17 protein-coding genes and 1 pseudogene are annotated in these 21,857 nt (G+C 61.4%); 9 read left to right on the top strand and 9 right to left on the bottom strand.

Translation table 11 applies throughout. The features are described 5' to 3' along the window. Positions 1-321: 321 nt before the first annotated feature. Positions 322-1,599, bottom strand: a complete 1,278-nt coding sequence (locus JAB6_RS03120; RefSeq protein ID WP_254671430.1) for a site-specific integrase — start codon at positions 1,597-1,599, stop codon at positions 322-324. A 180-nt stretch (positions 1,600-1,779) separates the two neighbouring features. Here JAB6_RS03120 and JAB6_RS03115 point away from each other — a divergent pair, with 180 nt between their 5' ends. Next, the gene (locus JAB6_RS03115) at positions 1,780-2,556 is read left to right on the top strand and encodes an AraC family transcriptional regulator (protein WP_070301327.1); all 777 of its coding nucleotides are present in this window, start codon (positions 1,780-1,782) and stop codon (positions 2,554-2,556) included. A 75-nt stretch (positions 2,557-2,631) separates the two neighbouring features. Next, positions 2,632-3,255 carry a LysE family translocator gene (locus tag JAB6_RS03110; RefSeq protein ID WP_034747092.1) on the top strand — a complete coding sequence of 208 codons (624 nt, stop codon included), beginning with the start codon at positions 2,632-2,634 and terminating at the stop codon, positions 3,253-3,255. Here the strand turns inward: JAB6_RS03110 and JAB6_RS03105 are convergent. From JAB6_RS03105 to JAB6_RS03095, 3 genes are all read right to left on the bottom strand, one after another. Further along, the gene (locus JAB6_RS03105; protein WP_230518487.1) at positions 3,231-3,770 is read right to left on the bottom strand and encodes a hypothetical protein; all 540 of its coding nucleotides are present in this window, start codon (positions 3,768-3,770) and stop codon (positions 3,231-3,233) included. The genes JAB6_RS03110 and JAB6_RS03105 overlap by 25 nt on opposite strands. 66 nt (positions 3,771-3,836) lie before the next feature. Next, complete coding sequence (locus JAB6_RS03100) at positions 3,837-4,316, bottom strand: hypothetical protein (protein ID WP_051990820.1); 480 nt, start codon at positions 4,314-4,316, stop codon at positions 3,837-3,839. Between the two features lie 109 nt (positions 4,317-4,425). Further along, on the bottom strand, positions 4,426-5,451 hold the full coding sequence (locus JAB6_RS03095; RefSeq protein ID WP_051990818.1) for a LacI family DNA-binding transcriptional regulator: 1,026 nt from the start codon (positions 5,449-5,451) through the stop codon (positions 4,426-4,428). A gap of 207 nt (positions 5,452-5,658) precedes the next feature. On the opposite strand from JAB6_RS03095, the pseudogene JAB6_RS03090 reads away from it, so the two are divergent. The 4 genes and pseudogenes from JAB6_RS03090 to JAB6_RS03075 all read left to right on the top strand — a co-directional run. After that, positions 5,659-6,897, top strand: a pseudogene (locus JAB6_RS03090) (malic enzyme-like NAD(P)-binding protein); the annotation flags it as partial. Between the two features lie 251 nt (positions 6,898-7,148). Then, on the top strand, positions 7,149-8,363 hold the full coding sequence (locus JAB6_RS03085; RefSeq protein WP_070301324.1) for an O-antigen ligase: 1,215 nt from the start codon (positions 7,149-7,151) through the stop codon (positions 8,361-8,363). Positions 8,364-8,413: 50 nt separating this feature from the next. After that, positions 8,414-10,147, top strand: a complete 1,734-nt coding sequence (msbA, locus tag JAB6_RS03080; RefSeq protein ID WP_070301323.1) for a lipid A export permease/ATP-binding protein MsbA — start codon at positions 8,414-8,416, stop codon at positions 10,145-10,147. A 35-nt stretch (positions 10,148-10,182) separates the two neighbouring features. After that, positions 10,183-11,283 carry a glycosyltransferase family 9 protein gene (locus tag JAB6_RS03075; RefSeq protein ID WP_070301322.1) on the top strand — a complete coding sequence of 367 codons (1,101 nt, stop codon included), beginning with the start codon at positions 10,183-10,185 and terminating at the stop codon, positions 11,281-11,283. 15 nt (positions 11,284-11,298) lie between these two features. On the opposite strand, the gene JAB6_RS03070 is transcribed toward JAB6_RS03075, so the two are convergent. The 4 genes from JAB6_RS03070 to JAB6_RS03055 all read right to left on the bottom strand — a co-directional run bounded on the left by JAB6_RS03070 (position 11,299) and on the right by JAB6_RS03055 (position 15,683). Beyond that, positions 11,299-11,910 (bottom strand): response regulator transcription factor, encoded by a 612-nt coding sequence (locus JAB6_RS03070; RefSeq protein ID WP_070301321.1) that lies wholly within the window; start codon positions 11,908-11,910, stop codon positions 11,299-11,301. Beyond that, complete coding sequence (locus JAB6_RS03065) at positions 11,897-13,492, bottom strand: ATP-binding protein (protein WP_070301320.1); 1,596 nt, start codon at positions 13,490-13,492, stop codon at positions 11,897-11,899. The genes JAB6_RS03070 and JAB6_RS03065 overlap by 14 nt, the downstream gene beginning before the upstream one ends. Before the next feature lie 119 nt (positions 13,493-13,611). Next, positions 13,612-15,000 carry an ATP-binding protein gene (locus JAB6_RS03060; RefSeq protein WP_083292495.1) on the bottom strand — a complete coding sequence of 463 codons (1,389 nt, stop codon included), beginning with the start codon at positions 14,998-15,000 and terminating at the stop codon, positions 13,612-13,614. Beyond that, the gene (locus tag JAB6_RS03055; RefSeq protein ID WP_034747063.1) at positions 14,997-15,683 is read right to left on the bottom strand and encodes a response regulator; all 687 of its coding nucleotides are present in this window, start codon (positions 15,681-15,683) and stop codon (positions 14,997-14,999) included. Before JAB6_RS03055 ends, JAB6_RS03060 begins: the two co-directional genes overlap by 4 nt. A 157-nt stretch (positions 15,684-15,840) precedes the next feature. On the opposite strand from JAB6_RS03055, the gene JAB6_RS03050 reads away from it, so the two are divergent. From JAB6_RS03050 to JAB6_RS03040, 3 genes are all read left to right on the top strand, one after another. After that, the gene (locus tag JAB6_RS03050; RefSeq protein ID WP_070301318.1) at positions 15,841-16,662 is read left to right on the top strand and encodes a MipA/OmpV family protein; all 822 of its coding nucleotides are present in this window, start codon (positions 15,841-15,843) and stop codon (positions 16,660-16,662) included. 142 nt (positions 16,663-16,804) lie between these two features. Continuing rightward, positions 16,805-17,806, top strand: coding sequence for a VirK/YbjX family protein (locus JAB6_RS03045; RefSeq protein ID WP_070301317.1), 1,002 nt, complete (start codon positions 16,805-16,807; stop codon positions 17,804-17,806). 117 nt (positions 17,807-17,923) lie between these two features. Beyond that, positions 17,924-18,154, top strand: a complete 231-nt coding sequence (locus JAB6_RS03040) for a DUF6139 family protein (RefSeq protein ID WP_034747058.1) — start codon at positions 17,924-17,926, stop codon at positions 18,152-18,154. A 63-nt stretch (positions 18,155-18,217) separates the two neighbouring features. Here JAB6_RS03040 and dnaE read toward each other — a convergent pair whose 3' ends face one another. After that, entirely contained in the window at positions 18,218-21,757 is a 3,540-nt protein-coding gene (gene dnaE / locus JAB6_RS03035; RefSeq protein ID WP_070301316.1) for a DNA polymerase III subunit alpha, read from the bottom strand. Positions 21,758-21,857: the final 100 nt, after the last annotated feature.

The raw sequence follows: 21,857 nt of genomic DNA, 5'->3' as shown, positions 1-21,857 counted from the left end.
TGTTTCGGAGGCGACTTGCTCAGACTTGCGGCACTGCGCGATGAATCGAGTTCTGCGCCATGAGCGGTGCACAGTTTGAACTCAATATCAACATTTTACCATAAAGATAATATTTACAATAAAGCAAATAACTTTGCCGCCTTCGCTGCTGCTCTAACCATCAGAAGGAATTTGCCATGCATATCGGCGAACAGCGGCTGAGTATTCGTGCGCAAGATGCCAGAGAAGCGCTTAAACGGCCAGACAAGCGCATAACGCGCATGATGTGATACTTGATAGCATCGGCGCTGCCAAACGCCACACACGCGGGATTTCCCGAACCTAGCTCTGGTGCGATTCGAGGCGTTGCAGATATGCTCCCCAGATGGCAAGCGCTTCTCTACGCTCGGAGAAATAAGTATGGACATCATAAATTCCTTCGATGCCAGGAAGCTTGTGATTGAGGCACATCTCGGTGATATCGCGCCCGATACCCAACGCGCGCATGTGACTTTTCGCCGTCGAGCGCAGATCATGGGGAGTAAACCGCCTGATTGCGGGCTTATGTTCAGTAATCCAGAACTCGATCGCTGCTCCAATCGTGTTGGGATTGATCGGGGCATCACCACCAAACTTGGCTTTGCGCCGTTCGGCTCTGCTGGGCAGAATGTATGCCGAATCACCACTCAATGTCTTGAGTTCTTTCAGCCAGGTCACAACAGGTTCCGACAATGGAATTTGCATCCCTGGCCCTGTCTTTGTTGACGGTACACTCCACACCGAGGCAGCAAAATCAAACTGCTCCCATCGAGCATTACGGAGTTCGTCTGAACGTACAGCTGTCCCTAGCAACAATCTGACTGCCAGGCAATTTTCACGATTCATTTCTGCACTAAAAAGTATCGTCAGCTCAGCTTCGGAGAGCATCAACCTGAGTCGAACCGGCGGGCGTCGCCCGAGTAAGGCTGCTAGTTCGATACCGGCACATGGATTTGCCGGCACCAGCTTTCTACCCGCGGCGTGCCTAAACAGCATCCTGGCTGTCGACAAAAGCATGCGAGACTCATTCCAAGGGGCGTCAACGTATTCGATCAGCTCAACTATGTCCATTGATGAAACCTGAGATACTGCCAAAGCTCCCAAGCGGTTTTCTATCCTGAGCAAATTCCGTCCATAGCCGCTTTGCGTACTCTTGCCGAGATCTGCCAAGATTTTGTCGCGATAGTCTTCTATAAGGCGGCGAACTGTCCAGTCCTTCAAGGTCATGGAAACGGCGCGACGCTTATCCGCCGCAGGGTCGCCACCTCGATCTATTTCCACGCGCTTTTCCCTGGCAATCTTCCTTGCGGCGGCCAAGCCGAGATCAGGATAGTTGCCGAGAGTAAGTTCTCGAACCCTCCCACCATATCGATAACGCAAGATCCATGAGGCCGTGCCACTTTTGGAGAGGGTAAAAGTCAAACCATCTCCGTCAGACCTTGCCAAAGGCACAGGAAGCACTGTAACTTCCTGGGTTTCAGGATCGCGTACAGTCGGTGCCTCATCATTTTCCACGGCTCTGAGCCAGTGTTGCAACTGCATGGCATCGAGACCATCTCGCTTCCTGATTTTTAGTGTCATATTCCATCCATTATGTGTAGCTACGCAATTAGCTACACATAATATTAGCAACGTTGATAGACGTCAATAGATGAATAAAGACAAAAATCCAATTAAATCAAATACTTATACTTAAAACACAGACTCCAATGGATGATGCTAGACATTAAAAAAACAATACGACGTGATTTTGATGTAGCCATGACGGGCACCACCGCCTTCTGGCGCGACCCGGCTCTGCCCCACGTGGAAAGCCGGCGCGCCTGCCACAGCCGGGCGTGCTACAAGCCGCACAGTCATCCCACGTTTTCCATCGGCGCCGTCGACGCTGGTGGCAGCGTCTTTACGGGCAGCCAGGACGGCCAGGCCGTGCTCGCCAATGGCAGCCTGGTGCTGGTGCCGGCCGGCTGCGTACATGCCTGCAATCCCCTGCCTGACGCCCTGTGGAGCTACCAGATGCTGCATCTCGATGCACAGTGGCTGCAGGCACACGCGCCGGCGCTCGATGGCGACACGGCGACGGTGCTGCACTGCCCGCTGCTGTATGCGCAGTTTTGCGCCATGAATGCGCTGCTGTTTTCCACGGCCAGCACAGGCGAAAAAAATGCGGCGCTGCTGGCGTTCCTGGACGCTTGCGCCAGCGCCCGTGCAGACTTGCTGCCTTCGGAACGCAAGCCCGTGCCGCAACGGCTGGCGCCCGTGCTCGCAACGCTGCAGGCGCGACCCTCGGCCAGCCTGCGGCAACTGGCGCAAGTGGCGGGCCTGAGCCCGTATCAATTGATCCGCGCCTTTCGCGCCGCCACGGGCATGACGCCGCATGCCTACCAGTTGAACGCGCACGTGAACCGCGCGCGCAGCGGCTTGCAGGCGGGGACGGCGTTGGCGCAACTGGCGCATGAGCTGGGCTTTGCCGACCAGAGCCATTTTCAGCGCGTGTTCAAAGCCCATACGGGCATCACGCCGGGACGCTACCGCTAAGCAGCAATTTTCTTCAATACAGGCTGCCGCCTGCCCCTGCATACTCGCGCATCGCCATTGCCGAAGCCGACTTATATGCAGGATTTCCTCTTCATCGCCGCCGCCCACTTTCTGTCCTTGCTGTCGCCCGGCCCCGATTTTTTCCTGATCGCGCGCACCTCGCTGGCCCACGGCTGGCGCGCCGCCGCCGGCACGTGCGTGGGCATTACCGTGGCCAATGCCGTGTTTATCGTGGCGGCGTTTGGCGGACTGTCGGTCCTGAAGGCGGGCAGTACGGCATTCATGGTGGTGCGGCTGGCGGGATGCGCCTATCTGCTGTATCTGGGCTGGCTGTTCCTGCGCCATGCGGGCAAGAGCAGCCTGGAAGCCGCGCCCGCCACCGGCAAGGCGCGCTGGCGCGGCGGTATGGTGGTGGGGTTTGTCTCGGCCATCCTGAATCCGAAGAATGCGCTGTTCTACGTCAGCCTGGCCACCGTGCTGGCCGCCAGGCAAACGAGCCCCGCTGCGATGGCGGCGTATGGCGCGTGGATGGTCTTTGCCGTGCTGGCGTGGGATATGGCGGTGGCGCTGGCCATCGGCAGCAGCGTCCTGCGGCAGCGCTTTGCCCGCGCGCTACCGTTGCTGGAACGGCTGTCGGGCGTGATGCTGATTGCGTTGGCGATAGGGCTACTGGTTCAGGCCGGCAGCGGATCCAGGTAAAACACGGCATACACCTTCAAGGGCGTCGTTTCCGTGGCTTTTTCCGAGCGCACGACGGAGCAGTCGTCGGCGGCCAGGCTGCGCCAGTTCTGAATGCCGGCCTTGGCGAACATGGCGTGCGCGGGGGCGTTCGCGGCCAGGTCCAGCACCAGGCAGGCATTGCGCGGGCCGGCGCCGTAGTTGACGGCGCGGATCTCGATGCCGAAGGTCGTCATCCACGGTTCCCACAAGCCTTTTTCCTTGCCGGCCGCCATGCGGTCGAGCATCTCGCCAAAGGTCAAACCTTTCTTGACGGTATCGCGCAGTGCTTGCAACGACGGCGCCAGGCGGGGATCGGGCTGCTTGTTGCCGGCGCGGATCTCGGCGATCGCCTTCAATTCCTTGATGATGGCCGCATCGCGCTCCGTGTAGTCGCGCATGCGTGCGTAAAACTCGGCGTCGAGGAAGGGATTGACGGTCAGCTTGGCGACGCCCTCTTCGCGGCGTTTTGGGGAAGGCGTGTTGGTTTTGGTCATGGCGGTAGAGGGCAAGAGAAACGATGAGGGGCGCCAGTTTAACATCATGGCGCATCGGCGGCGGCGTTAGCGCCGCTTTAATGTTGCGCCCGGCGGGTGCGGGGCGGCCACCGCGGTGCGCGCGACAGGCCGCATGAAGCCACGCCGTGGCCCGAACAGGAAGACGGCGCCCGCATACAGTCCCGCCAGGGGGAAGCGCACCTCCCTGAGCAACTGCTGGAAAATGGCGATCGACTGCGCGCGGGTGACGGGAATGTCGGCGCGCCACTGGCACAGCACGTCATGCACGAGGCTGGCGTGATAGGTCGCCGGTAAGCCCAGGTGCTGCGCGCCATCGGGCGTGCCCACATAAAACAGGCCGAGCACGCTGATACAGGGCGAACAGCCATCCCAGGCATAGCCGGCGCGGATGCGGATCGCCGATTCGCGGATGGTGACCCACTCGTTTTCAAACTCTATGCCGTCAAGCAAGGGCGAGCAATAGCCATAGTCGCTGTCCAGCGCATAGCGCCAGGCGTTGCCGGGCATGCCGAAATTCTTCGGCATCAGCGGCCTCCCTGCTGTGCTTGCTTGGCTCTCGTCTGCATGGCGTTGCCTTGATCATTATCAATATCAAGATTTAAACATACTCGGCAGAAAGAAGGGCAAGAAGGTGTCAGGCGCGTGGCGCCGCCGTCGATTCGCGCACCACCAGTTCGGGTTTCAGGCGCACGTCAAGCACCGGGGAATCGGGCGAGGCGATGGTTTGCAGGATCAGCCGGGCCGCTTCCGTGCCGATGCCGTGGTGGCGGATGCGGATGGTGGTGAGAGGCGGGCGGATCATGTCCATGTACGGCATATCGTTGTGGCCCACGACGGAAATATCTTCGGGGCAGCTCAAGCCCAGTTCGCGGATGGCGTCGTAGCAGCCGAGGGCCACCAGGTCGCTGCCCGTCACCACGGCCGTCGTTTGCGGCGACTGGCTCAGCAGTTCCAGCAGGGCCGCCTTGCCGCATTCGCGCGAATAGCCGCTGCTTTCAAACACGAACGCTTGCGAAGGAGCGAGTTCGCTGGCCTGGATGGCGGCCAGGAAACCGAGGCGGCGCACGTGGCCCGTGGACAAATTTTCCGGACCCGCGATGTGCGCGATGTGCCGGTGGCCCAGCGCCAGCAAGTGCTCGACGGCCAGGCGCATGCCGACCACGTCGTCGCTGACGACGCAGGACGCCACGCCGTTTTCATCGCTGCGGTTGACGGTCACGACAGGCACGTTCTGGTCGATGCACATCTTGATGACGGGATCGTCGCGGCGCGCCGTGGCCAGGATCAGGCCATCGACCTGCTGCCCCAGCAGGCGATTGATGACGAACAGCTGTTCTTCCTCGTCGGCGCCCACATTGGCGACGATGGCCAGGTAGCCATGTTTGCGCAAGCCTTCCTCGATGCCCAGCAGAATCGGCGGAAAAACCGCGTTGGTAATGTCGGGCAAGACCACGCCGATGATGCGCGACTTGCGCGTAACCAAGGTGGAGGCGGCGCGGTTGGGCCGGTAGCCGAGCCGGCCTGCCTCGGCCAGCACGCGCGCAGCCACCTCGGCGCTGACCATTTGCCGCGTTGCCGGGTTCATCACGCGCGATACGGTGGAAAAGTGTACGCCGCTGGCCCGCGCAACGTCACTTAAGGTGGGGTTCTTGTTTGTCATGGGCTTCCCGGATCGCAATACCGTGATTTTATCGCAAAAAATGCCCATTCCGTCAAAAACCGAGCAAACGCTTGCATTGAAATAATGCCGCTGGCCAAAGCGGTTTTGTTACGCTTAAGTACAATTCAGCCTTGACAGCGTGCAAACGCTTGCATACCATGGCTCGGACTTACCACTCGGGCCATGCATGCCCTTCCCAGAATTCCTATGTCTACTTCGCACAGCAAGCACGCCGAACAGAACGGCGAAACCTTCAACCTGAAAGAAGCCGCCCTCGCCTATCACGCGGAACCCCGCGCAGGCAAGATTTCCGTGACGCCCACCAAACCGCTGGGCGACGCCCGCGCCCTGACCCTGGCGTACTCGCCGGGCGTGGCGTTTGCCTGCGAAGCCATCGTGGAAGATCCGCGCACGGCCGGCATCTACACGTCGCGCAGCAACCTGGTGGCCGTGATCACCAACGGCACGGCCGTGCTGGGCCTGGGCGATATCGGTCCGCTGGCCAGCAAACCGGTCATGGAAGGCAAGGCTTGCCTGTTCAAGCAGTTCGCCGACGTTGATGTGTTCGACATCGAATTGGCCGAGAATGATCCCGACCTGTTCATCGACACCGTGGTGCGCATGGAGCCGACCTTCGGCGGCATCAACCTGGAAGACATCAAGGCGCCCGACTGCTTCTACATCGAACAGCAATTGCGCAAGCGCATGAACATTCCCGTCTTCCACGACGACCAGCACGGCACGGCCATCATCGTCGCGGCCGGCATCCTGAACGGCCTGGAACTGGTGGGCAAGGATATCGGCAACGTCAAGGTGGCCGTGTCGGGCGCCGGCGCGGCCTCGATCGCCTGCCTGGACTTGCTCGTCTCGCTGGGCCTGAACAAGTCGCTGCTGAAAGTGTGCGACAGCCAGGGCGTGATCTACCCGGGCCGCGATGCCAACATGGAAGAGAACAAGGCGCGCTACGCGAACGACACGAGCGACCGCGACCTGGCCGATGCCATGGCCGGCGCCGACATCTTCATCGGCGTCTCGAAGGGCGGCGTGGTCAGCGCACAGATGGTCGAATCGATGGCCGCCAAGCCGTTGATCTTTGCCCTGGCCAATCCGCATCCGGAAATCGCCCCGGAAAAAGTGCATGCCGTGCGTGACGACGCCATCGTCGCCACGGGCCGCTCGGACTACCCGAACCAGATCAACAACGTGCTGTGCTTCCCGTACATCTTCCGCGGCGCGCTCGACGTGGGCGCCACCACCATCAACGAAGAAATGAAGCTGGCCTGCGTGCGCGCCATCGCCGCGCTGGCCAAGGAGCCGCTGCCGGGCCACGAGAGCAGCGCCTTGAGCCCGCTGCAACTGATACCGTCGCCGTTCGACGAACGTCTGCGCAGCTGGGTCGCGCCTGCCGTATCGCAAGCGGCCATCGCCACCGGCGTCGCCACGCGCGTGCCAGCCACCGCCTGAGACGCATGACAGGCCTTGCGGCCTTGGCAAAATAACAGCAAGTTACCATTGCTTACAAAAAAACCATGGCTAAAAACCATGGTTTTTTTCATTCTTCCCCTTGAGACCGTCTACATAGTTATCGAAGAGTTAATTCCAGAGAGCCGTTTTTGCAGCCACCTTCGATTACAATGACGCCTACTTTATGTTGCTACAGTTGCCATAATGGCGACACGTGCGTTACCAAGGATATTATGCTCGGCCTGACCTCTGTTTGTGTTTTTCTCTTTTCGGCATTGGCGCTGGCTGTCAACAGCGGATATTCCCTTGGCGCGCTGGTGCTGCTGCTGGCCAGCAGTTGGCTGTTATGGAAACGCCCCCGTCTGAATCTGCAGCGGCGCGATTATCTGCTGCTGGGCACCCTGCTGCTGTACTTCGCCATCTTCACCGCCAATATGCTGTATCACGGCGATCCGGCACGCGAACTCGACATGCCATTGCGGGCATTGCTGGCGGTGCCCGTGCTGCTGCTGCTGCTCGCCTATCCGCCGCGGCCGGCGGCCTGGTGGAGTGGTGTCGCCATTGGCGCAATCGGCGGTGCCGCACTGGCGTTTTGGCAACTCACCGTATTGAATCTGGAACGCCCCCAAGCGGCAACAAGCAACGCCATCCATTACGGCAATGTGAGCATGTTGCTGGGCATGCTATCGCTGTGCGGCCTGGTCTGGGCCCGCGAACAACGCTACCGCGCGGCATGGTCAACACTCTTGCTAGCCGGCGGCCTGGCCGGCATCCTCGGCTCTGTCATCAGCGGCAGCCGCAGCGGCTGGCTGGCCTTGCCTGTTTGCGCTGGCATCATCGCCCTGCATTACGCGAAAAGAGATGGCAAACGCTATATTGCCAGCGCCGCCATCGCGATCATCGCCCTGGGTGCAGTCAGTTATTCCTTGCCTGATTCTCAGATACGCAAGCGCATGCATGCCGCTGTCGAGGAGACCCAGAATTTTGAACATGGCGCCGATCTCAAATGGTCATCCGTCGGACAGCGCCTGGAAATGTGGCGCACTGCCTTGCTTATATCCCGCGACCATTTGATGGTAGGCATCGGCCGTACCGGTTATCTGGAAGCGAAGCGCGTACTGGTGGCGGAAGGCAAGATGAGCAATATCATCAGCGACTACACGAATGCGCATAACGACTATCTCGACACGCTGGTCAAACGCGGCATCACTGGCGTACTGGCACTGCTGGCCCTGTTCCTGGTACCGCTGGTACTCTTCACCCGCATCTTACGGCGCGGTAGCGCTGCGGCGCAGCCCTATGCGCTGGCCGGCGTGGTGCTGTGCACTTGCTATATGATTTTCGGTCTGACGACGAGCTCGCTTACCCTGAATATCGGCATCATCATGCTGGTCTTTCCGATGGTGATACTGTGGGCCATGTTGCGCCAGCAAGAGCGCACTGCTTGAGCTTGTTTTCCGCCTGACCGTTTTTGCTATCCCTGCAAGGAACCATATCGATGCTGACGCCCGACCTGAAGCGCCTCACCGCGCTGCACGCGCCCTATAAGAAACATCTGGCCCTGGCCCTGCTGGCGATGGTCGTCACGGCGGCCACGGAGCCGCTGCTGCCGTATGCGCTCAAGTTGCTACTCGACAATGGTTTTGGCGGCAAGGTGAGTTTTTCCTTCTGGCTCGTGCCGCTGATCGTCATCGGCATCTTTGCCATGCGCGGCGCCTCGACGTTTGCCAGCAGCTACCTGATGAGCTATGTCTCCACGCGCATCCTCAACGAATTGCGGCGCAGGATGTTTGCCAGCATGCTGAACTTGCCCATCGACTTCTACAACACGCACACGGTGGGCAAAGTCATCAACTCCATCATGTTTGAAGTGCAGCAGATTATCGAAATGGTGACCAAGGTATTTACCTCGATCGTGCGCTCCTCGCTCACGGTGCTGGGCCTGCTGGCATGGCTGCTGTACCTGAACTGGGTGCTGACCCTGGTGACCCTGGTGCTGCTGCCCCTGCTGACCATCGTCGTGCGCACCACGGGCAAGCGCCTGAAAAAACTCAACCGCGACTCGCTGGCCGTCAATGCCGAGCTGACCCAGGTCATCGAGGAAACCACGCGCGCCCAGCAAGTGATCAAGATCTTCGGCGGCCAGACCTACGAGAAAGCCCGTTTCGAAGAACGCGCCGAACAATTGCGCCGCTACAGCATGCGCATGACGACCACCTTTTCCGCCACCGTGCCCATCACGCAGGTGATCACGGCCGCCGCCGTGGCCCTGGTCATCGTGATGGCACTGTTCCAGTCGGAACAGGGGCAAATCACGGTCGGTGGCTTTGTTTCCTTCATCACGGCCATGCTGATGCTGCTGACGCCCTTGAAGCAGCTGGCCGAAGTCAACGGCCCCCTGCAGCGCGGCATGGCCGCCGCCGAGGAAGTCTTCCAGCTGATCGACAAGACACCGGAACGCACGGGCGGCAAGCCGCTCGCTGGCCGCAGCAACGGCCGCATCGAGTTCAAGGACGTGAGTTTCGCCTACCCCGGACATCCGGAGCCGGCCCTGCAACACATCGACCTGAACATCGCGCCCGGACAAACGGTCGCCTTTGTGGGCATGTCCGGCGGCGGCAAATCGACGCTGGTCAGCCTGCTGCCCGGCTTTTACTCGGCCAGCAGCGGTGAAATCTTGCTCGATGGACAGAATATCGATGCCATCGCCCTGACCAGCCTGCGCAGCCAGATCGCCATGGTCAGCCAGCAGGTGGTGTTGTTCGACGATACCCTGGCCGCCAACATCGCGTATGGCGATGCGGCCCCGGACCGGCAGCGCGTCGAAGCGGCCGCAGCAGCCGCCTTCCTGTCGGACGTCATCGACGGTTTGCCCGACGGCCTGGAAACGCGCCTGGGCGATAACGGTTCGCGCTTGTCCGGCGGCCAGCGCCAGCGCGTGGCCATCGCCCGCGCGATCTACAAGGATGCGCCCATCCTGATTCTCGATGAAGCCACTTCGGCACTGGATACGGAGGCGGAACGGGCCGTGCAAGCGGCACTCGAGCACCTGATGCAAGGGAAAACCACCTTAGTTATTGCTCATCGGCTGTCAACAATTGAACGTGCGGACCGTATCGTGGTATTGTCACATGGGAAAATAATGGAAACCGGCAGTCACCAGCAATTGTTGGATGCCAACGGCGCGTATGCCAACCTCCATCGCCTGCAATTTTCCCAGCAAGTGCTATGACACCACCGAATGAATACCTGAAATCGTACTGATACATGACGCCTTTGATTCCCGCCGAACTTCTACAAAAGTCGGAGAAAATTCTGTTCATCGCCCATCTGGCGCTGGGAGACTTTACCTACCTGCAAAACGGTTTCCGCGCCTTTGCCGCGGCTTACCCGCATATCCAGATCCATCTGTGGGTCGACGAAGTACGGCGCACGTCCGACGCCAAACAATGGGAAAGCTTGCGCACCTATTCGCTGTACGACTGGGTCGAACAGTCGGGCCTGTTTTCCAAGGTGTACCGCAAGACCTACAGCCCCGCGCTGTACGAAGAGTCACTGCGCGAAGCCAAGGCCGAGCACTATCCTGTGGTCGTGTCGCTGGCCCACGTACGGCCGCAGCAATATGCGGACCTTGCCCGCGCAATCAGCCCGCACGGGCTCGTGATCGGTACGCGCAAGCCGTTCAGTCCGCTTCGCCCCTGGCATTATCTAGCGTACCGCAAGATCGATGCCGTGCTGGCCTCGTATGCGGGACAGGATGCCGGCGAACACCATATCAGCAGCGTGTATGCGGACTGGTTCCATCAATTGACGGGACTCGACATTCCCGTGGCCGAACGCTATCCCTTCGTGCACATTCCCGAGCAAGCGCTGCAGCAGGCACAGGAGCAACTGGCCAGCTGGGGGTTTGCCCCGCGCCAGGGTCCGCTCGTGCTCTTGAATCCGTTTGCCAAGTCGCACAAGCGTGGCTGGCCCCTGGAACGCATTGCCGAGCTGATCGCGCGCATGCAAGCAATGCCGAAGTGGAAAAATGCCTGCTTCCTGATCAATGCCATGCCGCAGGAACTAGCCAAGGTGAATGCCGTCGTGCAGGCGCACAATTTGCCGCGCACGCAGGCCTTCAGTGCCGTCGACAACTTTTTCCAGTTGCCGGCCATGCTGGCGCAATGCGACCTGATTATTTCGGTGGAAACATCAATCATGCATCTGGCGAACGCCGTGCATGTGCCCGTGGTGGCATTGATGCGCAAGAAGAATCCCGAATGGGCTCCCTTTGACAGCGCCAACAGCACCGTCATCACGGTGGCGCGGCGCAGCGACTGGGTCAAGGCGATTTCAAGCGATCAGGTATTGCAGACCATCGCCTAGAGAACGCTTCAGTGGCTAACCAGTGCCCAGCATGCTGATGCGCACCAGGTCGGCCACATTATCGACGCCCAGCTTGTCCATCAGGCGCGCCTTGTGCACTTCCACTGTGCGCACGGAAATCCCCAGCGCCGGGGCGATATCGCGGTTGTGCTGGCCCGTTACCACCAGTTGCATCACTTCGCGCTCGCGCGGCGTCAAGGCGCGCAGCAAGGCCAGCCCGTCCACCTGGCGCTGCAACTGGCCGCGCGCATGCGCCTCGTGCGAAAACGCTTCATCGATAGCGGCCAGCAGCTTGTCGTGATCAAATGGTTTTTCCAGGAAATCGCTGGCTTGCGCCTTGAAGGCCTGGCGTGCCAGCGCCACGTCGCCGTGCCCCGTAATGATGATGATGGGCAGCAGGCATTTGCGCTCCAGCAAGCGGCGCTGCAGGCTCAGGCCATCCATGCCCGACATGCGGATATCGATCAGCAGACAGCCGGCCCACTCGGGCCGCCAGCTGTGCAGGAAATCCTCGCCGCAGGAAAACAGGGCCGTGCGGTAGCCGCGTATGCCCAACAGCAAACCCAGCGCATCGCGCACGGCGGGATCGTCGTCCACGATAAACACCGTCAAATTACTTGTCACCATACCCTCCCGTAGCGCCTGCACCGGCGTGTGCCAGGGGCAGGATAAAACGAAACATGCCATGCTTGCCCACTTCGGCCCAGAGCTGGCCGCCATGCGCTTCGACGATGCTGCGGCTGAGCACCAGGCCCAGCCCCAGGCCGCTGGCCTTGGTCGAAACGAACGGTTCGAACAGGCGCGCGGCCAGGCTGTTGGAAATGCCGGGCCCGCTATCTTCCACGGACAGGCGCAGCCGCCCGCCCTCTAGCGGCTCGGCCGAGACCGTGATGCGGCGCTGGCCGCGCGGCTGGCCCATCACCGCATCCTGTGCATTGGCCAGCAGGTTACGCAATACCAGTTCGATTTGCAGGCGGTCCGCGTTGACGGCCAGCGGCGACGGCGGCGCAAGCGCCAGCTCGATACCGTGTTCATGGAACAGCGGCGTGAACTGGCGTGCCAGGCCCTCGATCAGCTCACTCGCCCGCACCGCCTCGAGCTGCATCGCGCCCGTGCGGAAAAAGTCGCGCAGGCGGCGCACCACGTCCGCGGCGCGTCCCGATTCGACGATCATGTGCCCGATGGCGCCTTGCAGCAAGGCGCCGCTCTCGCCCCGTTCCAGCAGGTATTCACATGCCTTGCCATAGGTCGACAAGGCCGTCAGTGGCTGGTTCAGCTCGTGCGCCAGGGCGGCCGCCATTTCGCCGGCGGCCGCCAGGCGAAGCGTGTGTTTCAGTTCGTCGGCCACTTGCCGCATTTCATCGACGACGATACCGATAAAAAAGCCCACCAGCGCCAGCACGGCGTCGAGCAACTGCAATTCATAAAACTGGATATCGACGGCATGCGTCCATTTCACCAGAGTGATGATGCATAGCTGCAATACAAACACGGCCAGCATGGCGCCATGCAAGCCCTGGCGCGAGGCGGCCCAGATGACGGGAAGAAACAGGAAGTAGAAATGCTTGTATTCGGAACGCACGATGGAACCGAAGAGGCTCCACAGCACGAAGCTGGCCAGGGCCAGGTAGGCCAGGGTTTCCCAGCGCCAGACGGCGGCATGCAGGCGTTCGCGCCCGCGCTCGCTGAACAGCACCCAGATCAGCGGCATCGACACCAACATGCCGACCGTGTCGCCGATGCCGAAACGCCAGACGGCCGTGCCCCATTCGCCGGCCGGTATGCGTCCCGTGAGCGACAGCAATGAAATATAGCCGAGCGCATTGAGCGCGGTGCCCAGCAGCACGATGAGGACCCAGGCGCTCAGGCGGCGCCGGTTGTCGAAGATGTCGCTGCTGCTGAAACTGCGGCGCAGGACTGCGCCGATACCGCCATAGCCGAGCACCAGCCACGCCGAACAGAGCAAGGTCAGGGGCAGGCCTGCCGGCATGCCGCGCACCAGCACCTCGCCGGCCACCAGGGCGATGAACCATGGCAGCGCCGCCTTGCGGCCATGGATCAGCCAAAACACGAGGCCCAGCGCGGGATCGGGATTCCACGGGGTAATGTTCAGCCCGTACATCGGGTCGATATACGTGGCCCAGTCAAACAGCAGATACAGGCCGACAAAGGCGGGATACGGCAGGTAGCGGGACAGGAATGGACGCATAACGGTGTTTTTTTAACTGTCCCGCATTATGCATCGCAAGCGTGCGCCACGCCATGCCATCTTGCGTTATATGCACATGAAATAATTTTCATGCAATATCGCAAGACCTATCAGCGCAGTCAGGCCACGGCCAAGGGCAAGCGCACCTCCACCAGCAAGCCCAGGCCACCATTCCCTCTGTGCAGCTGAATCGTGCCGCCATGCTGGCGCACGACGGAAGCGACGATGGATAAGCCCAGGCCACTGCCTGGCTGCACCTGCTGCGGCGCGCGGAAAAAGCGGTCGAACACGCGCTCATACAGGGCCGGCGCGATGCCCGGTCCCTGGTCCGCCACATGCAACACGGCCTGGCCTCGTTCCGCATGCAGCGACACCGTCACGCTGCTGCCGCGCGGGCTGTACTTGATGGCGTTTTCCACCAGGTTGTCGATCAGCGAAACGAGGCTCTCGCGCTGTCCCGGCACGCTGAGCGAGACGCTGGCTTGCAACTCAAGCTCGATCTCGCCCGCCTGGGCCAGTCCGGACAGGGCCGCCAGGCGGTCTTGCAGCAAGGTATCGAGCGCCTGCCGCCGCGGCAACTCGCCCGCGCCCGCCTGCACTTCGCTGCGCGTCAGCTGCAGCAGCTGGCCCACCAGGCGCGCGGCCCGGTTGCCGCTATTCAAGATACCGTCCAGCAGCTCTTGCTGGCGCGCATCATGTACCTGGCCCTGCAAGGCCTCGACATTCACGCGCATGGCAGCCAGAGGCGTGCGCAGCTCATGCGTGGCATCGGCGATGAAGCTGCGTTCGCGCGCGGCGCTGGCGTCGACCCGCTGCAGCAGTGCATTGATATTGTCGACCAGTGCCGCCAGTTCGCCATGCGGCGGCTTGAACGCCAGCGGCCGCAAATCCTGCGGCCCGCGCGCCGCCACCTCCTGCGCCAGCTTGCGCCACGGGCGCATGGCAAGGCGGATCGAGAGCCAGGCCGGCACCAGCAGGAACGGCAGACTGATCAGCAACGGCAGCAGGTAGTAACCGCGTGAATTGATCGTGATGAACAATTGCCATGCGCCTCCCGCTTCCAGCACCGTCACGCGCGTGTTGCCCTCGGCCAGGCTGCGGCTGCGCCAGGCCTGGCCCTTGATGTACACCACTTCCATCTGCTCCGGGCCGGCGCTGCGGATACCGCTGGGCGCATCGGGCGACTTGTAGACCAGCTTGCCTTCGCGCCAGACCAGGATGCGCGGCGCCAGTTCCGGCACCTGTCCCGTTTCAAACTCTTCGCGCAAGGCTTCGTCGATGGCGCGCAAGCTTTGTTCCTGGCGCTGCGGCTGCTCGGCCAGGTTATCGGCCACGCTGATAATGGCGTGCAGGACGCCGCGGCTCACATTGCTCGCTTCGTCCGCCCCCTCGACCATCACATACGCCACGGCCAGGCTCCACACCATGGTCAGCATCAGCATTTGCGCCATCATCAGGCGGCGCACCAGGGTAGGCCGGCGCAGCATGGCCCAGAAACGCCCCATCATGCGCCAGCACCTGGCGCGGTGGAAGGTTCGCCCTGCTGGTCGATGACATAGCCGACGCCGCGCACGGTACGGATATACCCTTCGCCTATCTTGCGGCGCAGGTTGCCCATGTGCACATCGAGGGTATTGCTGGCATTGGCCAGCCCGCCGGGCAGGATATGTTCTTCCAGCACGCGGCGCGTGATGACCCGGTTGGCGCGCATCAGCAAGGTCTTCAGCAGCGCATATTCACTGGCGGTAAGTTCCACAGGCCGGCCATGCACGCTGACACGGCGCGTGGGTACCTGCAGCAGCAGGCCGCGCAACTCGATGGTGTCGCCGTCAAAGCCATAGCTGCGGCGCGCCAGCGCGCGCACGCGCGACAGCAGCTCGGCCAGCACGAAGGGCTTGACCAGGTAATCGTCGGCGCCGCCGTCGAGGCCGCGCAAGCGCTGTTCCAGCGTGTCGCGGGCGCTGAGGATCAGCACCGGCAGGCGAGCCGCGCGCAGCCGGGCCAGCAAATCGAGGCCATCGCCATCGGGCAAGCCCAGGTCCAGCAGCACCAGCTCGCAACTGTCGTGCTCGATGCTGCGCGCCGCATCCTCGAGGCTGCGCACCCAGACCACTTGCATGCCCTGGTCGCGCAAGGCGATCCGCACGCCATTGCCCAGGTCCATATCGTCTTCAATCAGCAGTATCTTCATGGTCAGTATTAAACCACCGCAAGCTGAAGAAAGGGTAAAGAAGCACTCTTCATGCAATCTTAATAAAAGGCTCATTTTTCCTTCATGGCAAGGACAGATACTGTCGGCAGTCAATCGAGCCACTCCGGACTCGGTTCTCCACCTGACGGAAAACTCCATGCACGCATCTACAACCTTGTTGACCTCGCTGGCGCTGGCCTGCGGCCTGAGCTTGAATCCCCTGGCTGCCGCGGCGGCCGAACCAGCTGCGGAAAATGTCTTCACCATCGGCGGCGGTGTTGCCGCCGTGTCCAGCTATTCCGGCGCCGACAAGCTGTCGGCCTCGCCGCTGATCATTCTCGATTACGCCATGGCCAATGGCCTGTTCTTCAGCACGTCGCGCGGCATCGGCTATGGCGGCCAGGCAGGCCCCCTCAGCTACAGCGCGGCGCTGGGCTACCGCGGCAACCGCGAAGACCACAAACGCAATGGCGCCAACGGCTGGGGCGGCAGCGATTATCTGAAGGGCATGGGCGAAGTCAAGGGCAACGCCAGCGCCCTGCTCAGCGTGGGCTATTCGCCATTGCCGGGCCTGTCGCTGAGCGTGTCGAGCGACATTCCCCTGTCGAACCGCGAAAACGGTGCGAACGTGCATTTCGAAGCGACGGGCCAGGTCTACGGCAGGTCCGATGCCAAGGGCATGCAAAAGGATAGCGTAACCATCGGCGGCCAGTTGGCCTGGGGCGAGCGCAAATACGTGCAGACCATGTATGGCGTCACGGCCACCCAGGCCGCGAACACCTCGTTCAAGCAATATACGCCCAAGGCCGGTTTCTATGAAGCGCAAGCCACCGTCAACTGGGAGCACCGCTTCGATGCGCGCTGGGGTATCAATACGCTGATCGGCGTCGAGAGCCGCCTGGGCGACGCGGCCAAGAGCCCCATCGTGCAGCGCAAGACCTCGCCAATCGGCGCCGTGTATGTCACCTACCGCTATTAAAACAGGGCTGGCATAAGGGGAACCCGTACGCTGTTTCGCCAATTTACAGGAGGAGATGGCGTGCATAAGATGACATGGTTTTCCGACCATGACCATCCCTCCCATGCATGCGGCACGCCTTGCCTTGTAACTCCACGCCACGATGATGCCAACTATTACCCTGTCTGACGGCTTGATGGCGATGCCGAGTGGCATGCGCCGCTGGCGCGAACTGCTCAAGCTGCATCTGCGCGCCCGCGTGCAACAGCGCCAGACCCGCCGCTGGCTACAACTGCTGAACTCGCATCCGGTGTTTCATGATCTGGTGCAAGCCTATCCGCACATGATCCACAAGGTCTACCGCCCGTACCTGAGCCTGACCTTGAATTGCCAGCAGCGCGTGGAATTGCTGACCGAGCACTACCATTTCATCTTGCAGCAGGGCTGGGGCAAGCTGATGAGCCAAGCGGCGCACGGGCCCGTACGCCTGGGCACGGTGGCGGGCAAGTCGGGTGCACCCTACCATTTGCAACTGTGTTCGCTGCATCCGATGGACCGCGAAGGCGAGATGGTGCTGCAGCTGATGCATGACGACGACGTGCTGTATTCGATCGCCTTTTCCTTCTTCGGCAGCCAGCTGCGCGCCACCCTGGGCATGCGCATCGGCTGCCTGCAAGGCCCGAAGGGCGAGGACAGCGCGCACCGCGTGCGCGAGGCAACGCGCGACTTGCACGGCATGCGTCCGAAGACCCTGATGGTGCGCTTGGTGCGCCAGCTGGGATACGAACACGGCTGCCGCAAGATGCTGCTTGTCGGCAATATCAACCGCGCCGTGCATCATTCCGCCAAGAAAGGCCGTCTATTCGCCGACTACAATGCGCTATGGCAAGAACTGGGCGCGCAAGTGCGCCAGGATGGCGATTTTGAATTAGCGTGCGAAAACCTGCCCTTGCCTGCGCTGCAAGACATTCCTTCCAAAAAACGCTCGGAAGCACGCAAGCGCCACGAACTGACACTGGCCATGATCGCCAGCCTGCGCAGCGGCCTCGACGCCCATCGCAGCCCGTTGCGAGTCGCCACGGCAAACGCTGCGGCCGCCGCCGGCGGGGTGCGGCAATCGGCCATGCTCGGCGAAGACGACGACTACGCTTCCGCCATCGCCTGAGCGTCCCTGCTCCTGCGGCACACGCTACAACCCGTGCACGGCACAATCCTGTTACGCTAGCGCTATCGGCATGCACTGCGGTGCACCGGTTCCCCCAACGCTTACTAGGAGGCATTCATGCGCGTAGACATCTACCGCCGGGCCGAGCACGACGGCATTTTTTCCTACCTCGCCGTGCCGGAAGGAAAGCTCATTCCGGAAGAAGTAACCAATACCGACTGGCAGCTCGAAACACGCGCCAGCGAAGTGGCCGACGATGCCGAGATCTTGCCCGACTACCATATCGAACAGCCGCACCAGCAGATCGCCGCCAAAGGCTATGCGATCACGGGCCTGAAAGACATGTAAACGAAAAAAGCCAAACCAGCATGTCTGCGGTTTGGCTTTGTTGTATGCGCCAGACGGTGCCGGTCAGTATTCGACCGCCACCTCTTGTGCGCCCAGCATTTGCTCGAGCGCCATCTGCAGCTCATCCGATGGCGCCACTTTCCACTCGTCACCAAACTGCAGCACGCAACTGACGCCTTGCGGGCTGACCCGCGCGGCGATCGGCAATCCCGTCTCGGCGCGGTGCGGCATGATCACGTCGCGGATGCGCTTGGCATCCAGGGTGGCCGGCAAGGTCAGGCCCAGCTGGCGGCCATACTGCACGCGCGCGGCGATGATGTCGAAGGCGCTCTCGGCCGTGATGCGCAAACCGCCCGAAAAACGGTCTTCCGACACCTTGCCCACGACGGCCAGGAATTCATCTTCCTTGAAGATTTTCCGGTTGGAGTCAAATAATTCGCCATACACCGTCACTTCCACCGTGCCGCTCTTGTCGTCCAGGGTGACGATGAGGATCTTGCCGCGCTGCGTCATCTGCGTGCGCAAGCCCGTGATGACGCCGGCCATCATGCGCGGTTCGCGCGACGGCGACAGTTCCGACAATTTCGTGCGAGCAAAACGGCGCGCCTCGGGCGCATACGAATCGAACAGGTGGCCGGACAGGTAGAAGCCCAGTGCGATCTTTTCTTCCGTCAATCGCTGTTTATCGGTCCACACGGGTACCTTGACGTACTCGGGCGGCGCCACCATGTCGCTGTCGTCGCCGCCGAACAGGCTCACCTGGTTGGCCGCCTTGGCGGCCTGGTCGGCGCATTCCATGGCGAACGCGACGGATGCGAGCAGGATGGCGCGGTCGACCTTCAGGCAATCGAAGGCGCCGCTGCGGATCAGCGACTCGATGGTGCGGCGGTTGATCTGTTTTTTATCCACGCGCTTGCAGAAATCGAACAGGCTCGTGAAGGGTCCACCCGCTTCGCGCGCGGCGATGATGGCTTCGATGGCGTTCTGGCCCGAGCCTTTCACGGCACCCAGGCCGTAGCGGATCTGCGTGACTTTCTTGCCGCTCACGGACGGCGGCGCGCCGCTCGGCGTGAAGCGGTAATCGGATTCGTTGATATCCGGCGGCAACAAGGTCAGCTTGCAGATTTCCAGCGAGTCTTCCACCAGGATCTTGATCTTGTCCGTGTCGTCCATGGCCAGCGACAAGTTGGCGGCCATGAAGGCGGCCGTGTGGTGCGCCTTCAGGTAAGCCGTGTGGTACGACAGCAAGGCGTAGGCGGCGGCGTGCGATTTGTTGAAACCGTAGCCGGCGAACTTTTCCATCAAGTCGAAGATCTCGTCGGCCTTTTCCGCCGTCAAGCCATCTTTCGCCGCACCGGCGCGGAAGATCTCGCGGTGCTCGGCCATCTCTTCGGCCTTCTTCTTACCCATGGCGCGGCGCAGCATGTCGGCGCCGCCCAGCGAGTAGCCGCCGACGATCTGCGCCATCTGCATCACCTGCTCCTGATACACCATGATGCCGTAGGTTTCGGACAGAATCGATTCCGTGCGCGGATCGGGATAATCGAAGCGTTCGCCGTGCTTGCGCTTGCAGAAATCGGGAATCAGGTCCATCGGGCCCGGACGATACAAAGCCACGAGCGCAATAATGTCTTCGAAACGGTCGGGACGCGCGTCTTTCAGCATGCCCTGCATGCCGCGCGACTCAAGCTGGAACACGGCCACGGTCTTGGCCTTGGTCAGCAAGTCGTACGACGGTTTGTCGTTCAGCGGCAAGGTCGCCAGGTCGAAATTCGCCTGCGCGGGATCGAGCTGCTTGATGTAGCGCACGGCGCGGTCGAGAATCGTCAGGGTCGTCAGACCCAAGAAGTCGAACTTCACGAGGCCGACGGCCTCCACGTCATCCTTGTCATACTGCGACACGACGCCGGAATCGCCGCCCTGCGTGTACAGCGGGCAGAAATCCGTCAGCTTGCCGGGAGCAATCAACACGCCCCCCGCGTGCATGCCGATATTGCGCGTGATGCCTTCGACTTGCTGCGCCAGGTCCAGCAGCTGCTTGACCTCTTCCTCGTTTTCCAGGCGCTCCTTGAGCAGCGGTTCTTCCTCGATGGCGTCGGCGATCGACACGGGTTTGCCCGGCTTGAACGGGATCAGCTTCGAGATGCCGTCGCAGAAGTTATAGCCGAAATCCATCACGCGGCCCACGTCGCGGATCGCGCCCTTGGCCGCCATGGTACCGAAGGTGGCGATCTGCGAGACCGCCTCCTTGCCATACAAATCCTTGACGTGCTGAATGACGCGGTCGCGCCCTTCCTGGCAAAAGTCGATATCGAAGTCGGGCATCGAGACGCGTTCGGGATTCAAAAAGCGCTCGAACAGCAGGTTGTACTGCAATGGATCAAGGTCGGTAATGAGCAGCGAATACGCGACCAGCGAACCCGCGCCCGAACCGCGGCCCGGACCGACGGGCACGCCGTTTTCCTTGGCCCACTGGATAAACTCGGCCACGATGAGGAAGTAGCCGGGGAATTTCATGTTGCAAATCGTATCCGTCTCGAATTTCAGGCGCGACTCGTAGCGCGGACGCTCCTTTTCACGGCGCTCGGGGTCGGGATACAGCTGCAACAAGCGTTTTTCCAGGCCCGCCTGCGATTCGGCGACGAGGAACTGGTCGATCGTCATGCCGTCCGGCGTGGGGAAGTTCGGCAGTTGCGGCTTGCCCAGGGTCAGGGTCAGATTGCAGCGCTTGGCGATTTCCACGGAATTGGCCAGCGCGGCCGGCAAGTCGGCAAACAGTTCCGCCATGTCGGCCTGCGACAGGAAGCGCTGGCTGTCGTTAAACCGTTTCACGCGCTTGGCGTTGGCCAGCATTTCGCCTTCGGCGATACAGGTCCTGGCTTCGTGGGCAATAAATTCTTCAGGGGAAATGAATTGCACGGGATGCGTGGCCACCACTGGCAGGCCCAGCTTGGCCGCCAGGGCCACCGCATGGCGCACCTGCGCTTCCTGGTTGGCCTGGCCGCCGCGCTGGATTTCGATATAGAAATGCCCGGGGAAAATCTCGGCCCAGCGCTGCGCATTGCGCTCGGCCAGGGCCAGGTTGCCATTCTCGATGGCGGTACCGACATCGCCGAAGTGCGCGCCGGACAGCACGATCAAGCCATTGGCCGCGCTTTCGCCCGGGTACAGGTCGTAGGTATTCGTCGCCAGCGCCTGCAGCCACTCGATGCGCAACTCGGCGCGGCCCTTGTACTGGTTCGTCAGCCAGGCCGTCGACAGCAGTTCGCACAGCTGCAGATAGCCCATGCGGTTTTTCGCCAGCAACAGCAAGCGCGACGGTTTTTCGCGGTTATCGTCATTCGTGATCCACACGTCGACGCCGACGATGGGCTTGATGCCCTTGCCGCGCGCTTCCTTGTAGAACTTGACCATGCCAAACAGGTTCGACAGGTCGGTGACGGCCAGCGCCACCTGCTTGTCCTTCGCCGCCGCCTTGACGACGTCGTCGATGCGCACCAGGCCATCGACGATCGAGTACTCCGAGTGCACGCGCAAATGGACGAAAGCAGGACCGGGCTGCATCGCTTGCTGTGAACCTGCCGGAGCGCCGGCCTCTTGCATTACCATTTCCATCCTGTGTACCGTTTCGTGCAAAATTCAATGGGGTCTATTCTACCGCGTCGCGCGTGCGGACCGGGTATCCTGCCAGGCCTGTCGGGCT

Source organism: Janthinobacterium sp. HH104 (genome assembly GCF_001758715.1).
Classification (GTDB): domain Bacteria; phylum Pseudomonadota; class Gammaproteobacteria; order Burkholderiales; family Burkholderiaceae_D; genus Janthinobacterium; species Janthinobacterium aestuarii.
This window is presented reverse-complemented; position numbering and strand designations above follow the sequence as displayed.

Excerpts from the sequence above, each read along its gene's own strand:
- JAB6_RS03115 (WP_070301327.1), top strand. The coding sequence starts at position 1,780 with ATGACGGGCACCACCGCCTTCTGGCGCGACCCGGCTCTGCCCCACGTG.
- JAB6_RS03085 (WP_070301324.1), top strand. The coding sequence starts at position 7,149 with ATGCTCGGCCTGACCTCTGTTTGTGTTTTTCTCTTTTCGGCATTGGCG.
- JAB6_RS03070 (WP_070301321.1), bottom strand. The coding sequence starts at position 11,910 with ATGGTGACAAGTAATTTGACGGTGTTTATCGTGGACGACGATCCCGCC.
- JAB6_RS03100 (WP_051990820.1), bottom strand. The coding sequence starts at position 4,316 with ATGCCGAAGAATTTCGGCATGCCCGGCAACGCCTGGCGCTATGCGCTG.
- JAB6_RS03065 (WP_070301320.1), bottom strand. The coding sequence starts at position 13,492 with ATGCGTCCATTCCTGTCCCGCTACCTGCCGTATCCCGCCTTTGTCGGC.
- JAB6_RS03045 (WP_070301317.1), top strand. The coding sequence starts at position 16,805 with ATGATGCCAACTATTACCCTGTCTGACGGCTTGATGGCGATGCCGAGT.
- JAB6_RS03075 (WP_070301322.1), top strand. The coding sequence starts at position 10,183 with ATGACGCCTTTGATTCCCGCCGAACTTCTACAAAAGTCGGAGAAAATT.
- JAB6_RS03055 (WP_034747063.1), bottom strand. The coding sequence starts at position 15,683 with ATGAAGATACTGCTGATTGAAGACGATATGGACCTGGGCAATGGCGTG.
- msbA (WP_070301323.1), top strand. The coding sequence starts at position 8,414 with ATGCTGACGCCCGACCTGAAGCGCCTCACCGCGCTGCACGCGCCCTAT.
- JAB6_RS03110 (WP_034747092.1), top strand. The coding sequence starts at position 2,632 with ATGCAGGATTTCCTCTTCATCGCCGCCGCCCACTTTCTGTCCTTGCTG.
- JAB6_RS03060 (WP_083292495.1), bottom strand. The coding sequence starts at position 15,000 with ATGATGGGGCGTTTCTGGGCCATGCTGCGCCGGCCTACCCTGGTGCGC.
- JAB6_RS03050 (WP_070301318.1), top strand. The coding sequence starts at position 15,841 with ATGCACGCATCTACAACCTTGTTGACCTCGCTGGCGCTGGCCTGCGGC.
- JAB6_RS03095 (WP_051990818.1), bottom strand. The coding sequence starts at position 5,451 with ATGACAAACAAGAACCCCACCTTAAGTGACGTTGCGCGGGCCAGCGGC.
- dnaE (WP_070301316.1), bottom strand. The coding sequence starts at position 21,757 with ATGCAAGAGGCCGGCGCTCCGGCAGGTTCACAGCAAGCGATGCAGCCC.
- JAB6_RS03040 (WP_034747058.1), top strand. The coding sequence starts at position 17,924 with ATGCGCGTAGACATCTACCGCCGGGCCGAGCACGACGGCATTTTTTCC.
- JAB6_RS03105 (WP_230518487.1), bottom strand. The coding sequence starts at position 3,770 with ATGACCAAAACCAACACGCCTTCCCCAAAACGCCGCGAAGAGGGCGTC.
- JAB6_RS03120 (WP_254671430.1), bottom strand. The coding sequence starts at position 1,599 with ATGACACTAAAAATCAGGAAGCGAGATGGTCTCGATGCCATGCAGTTG.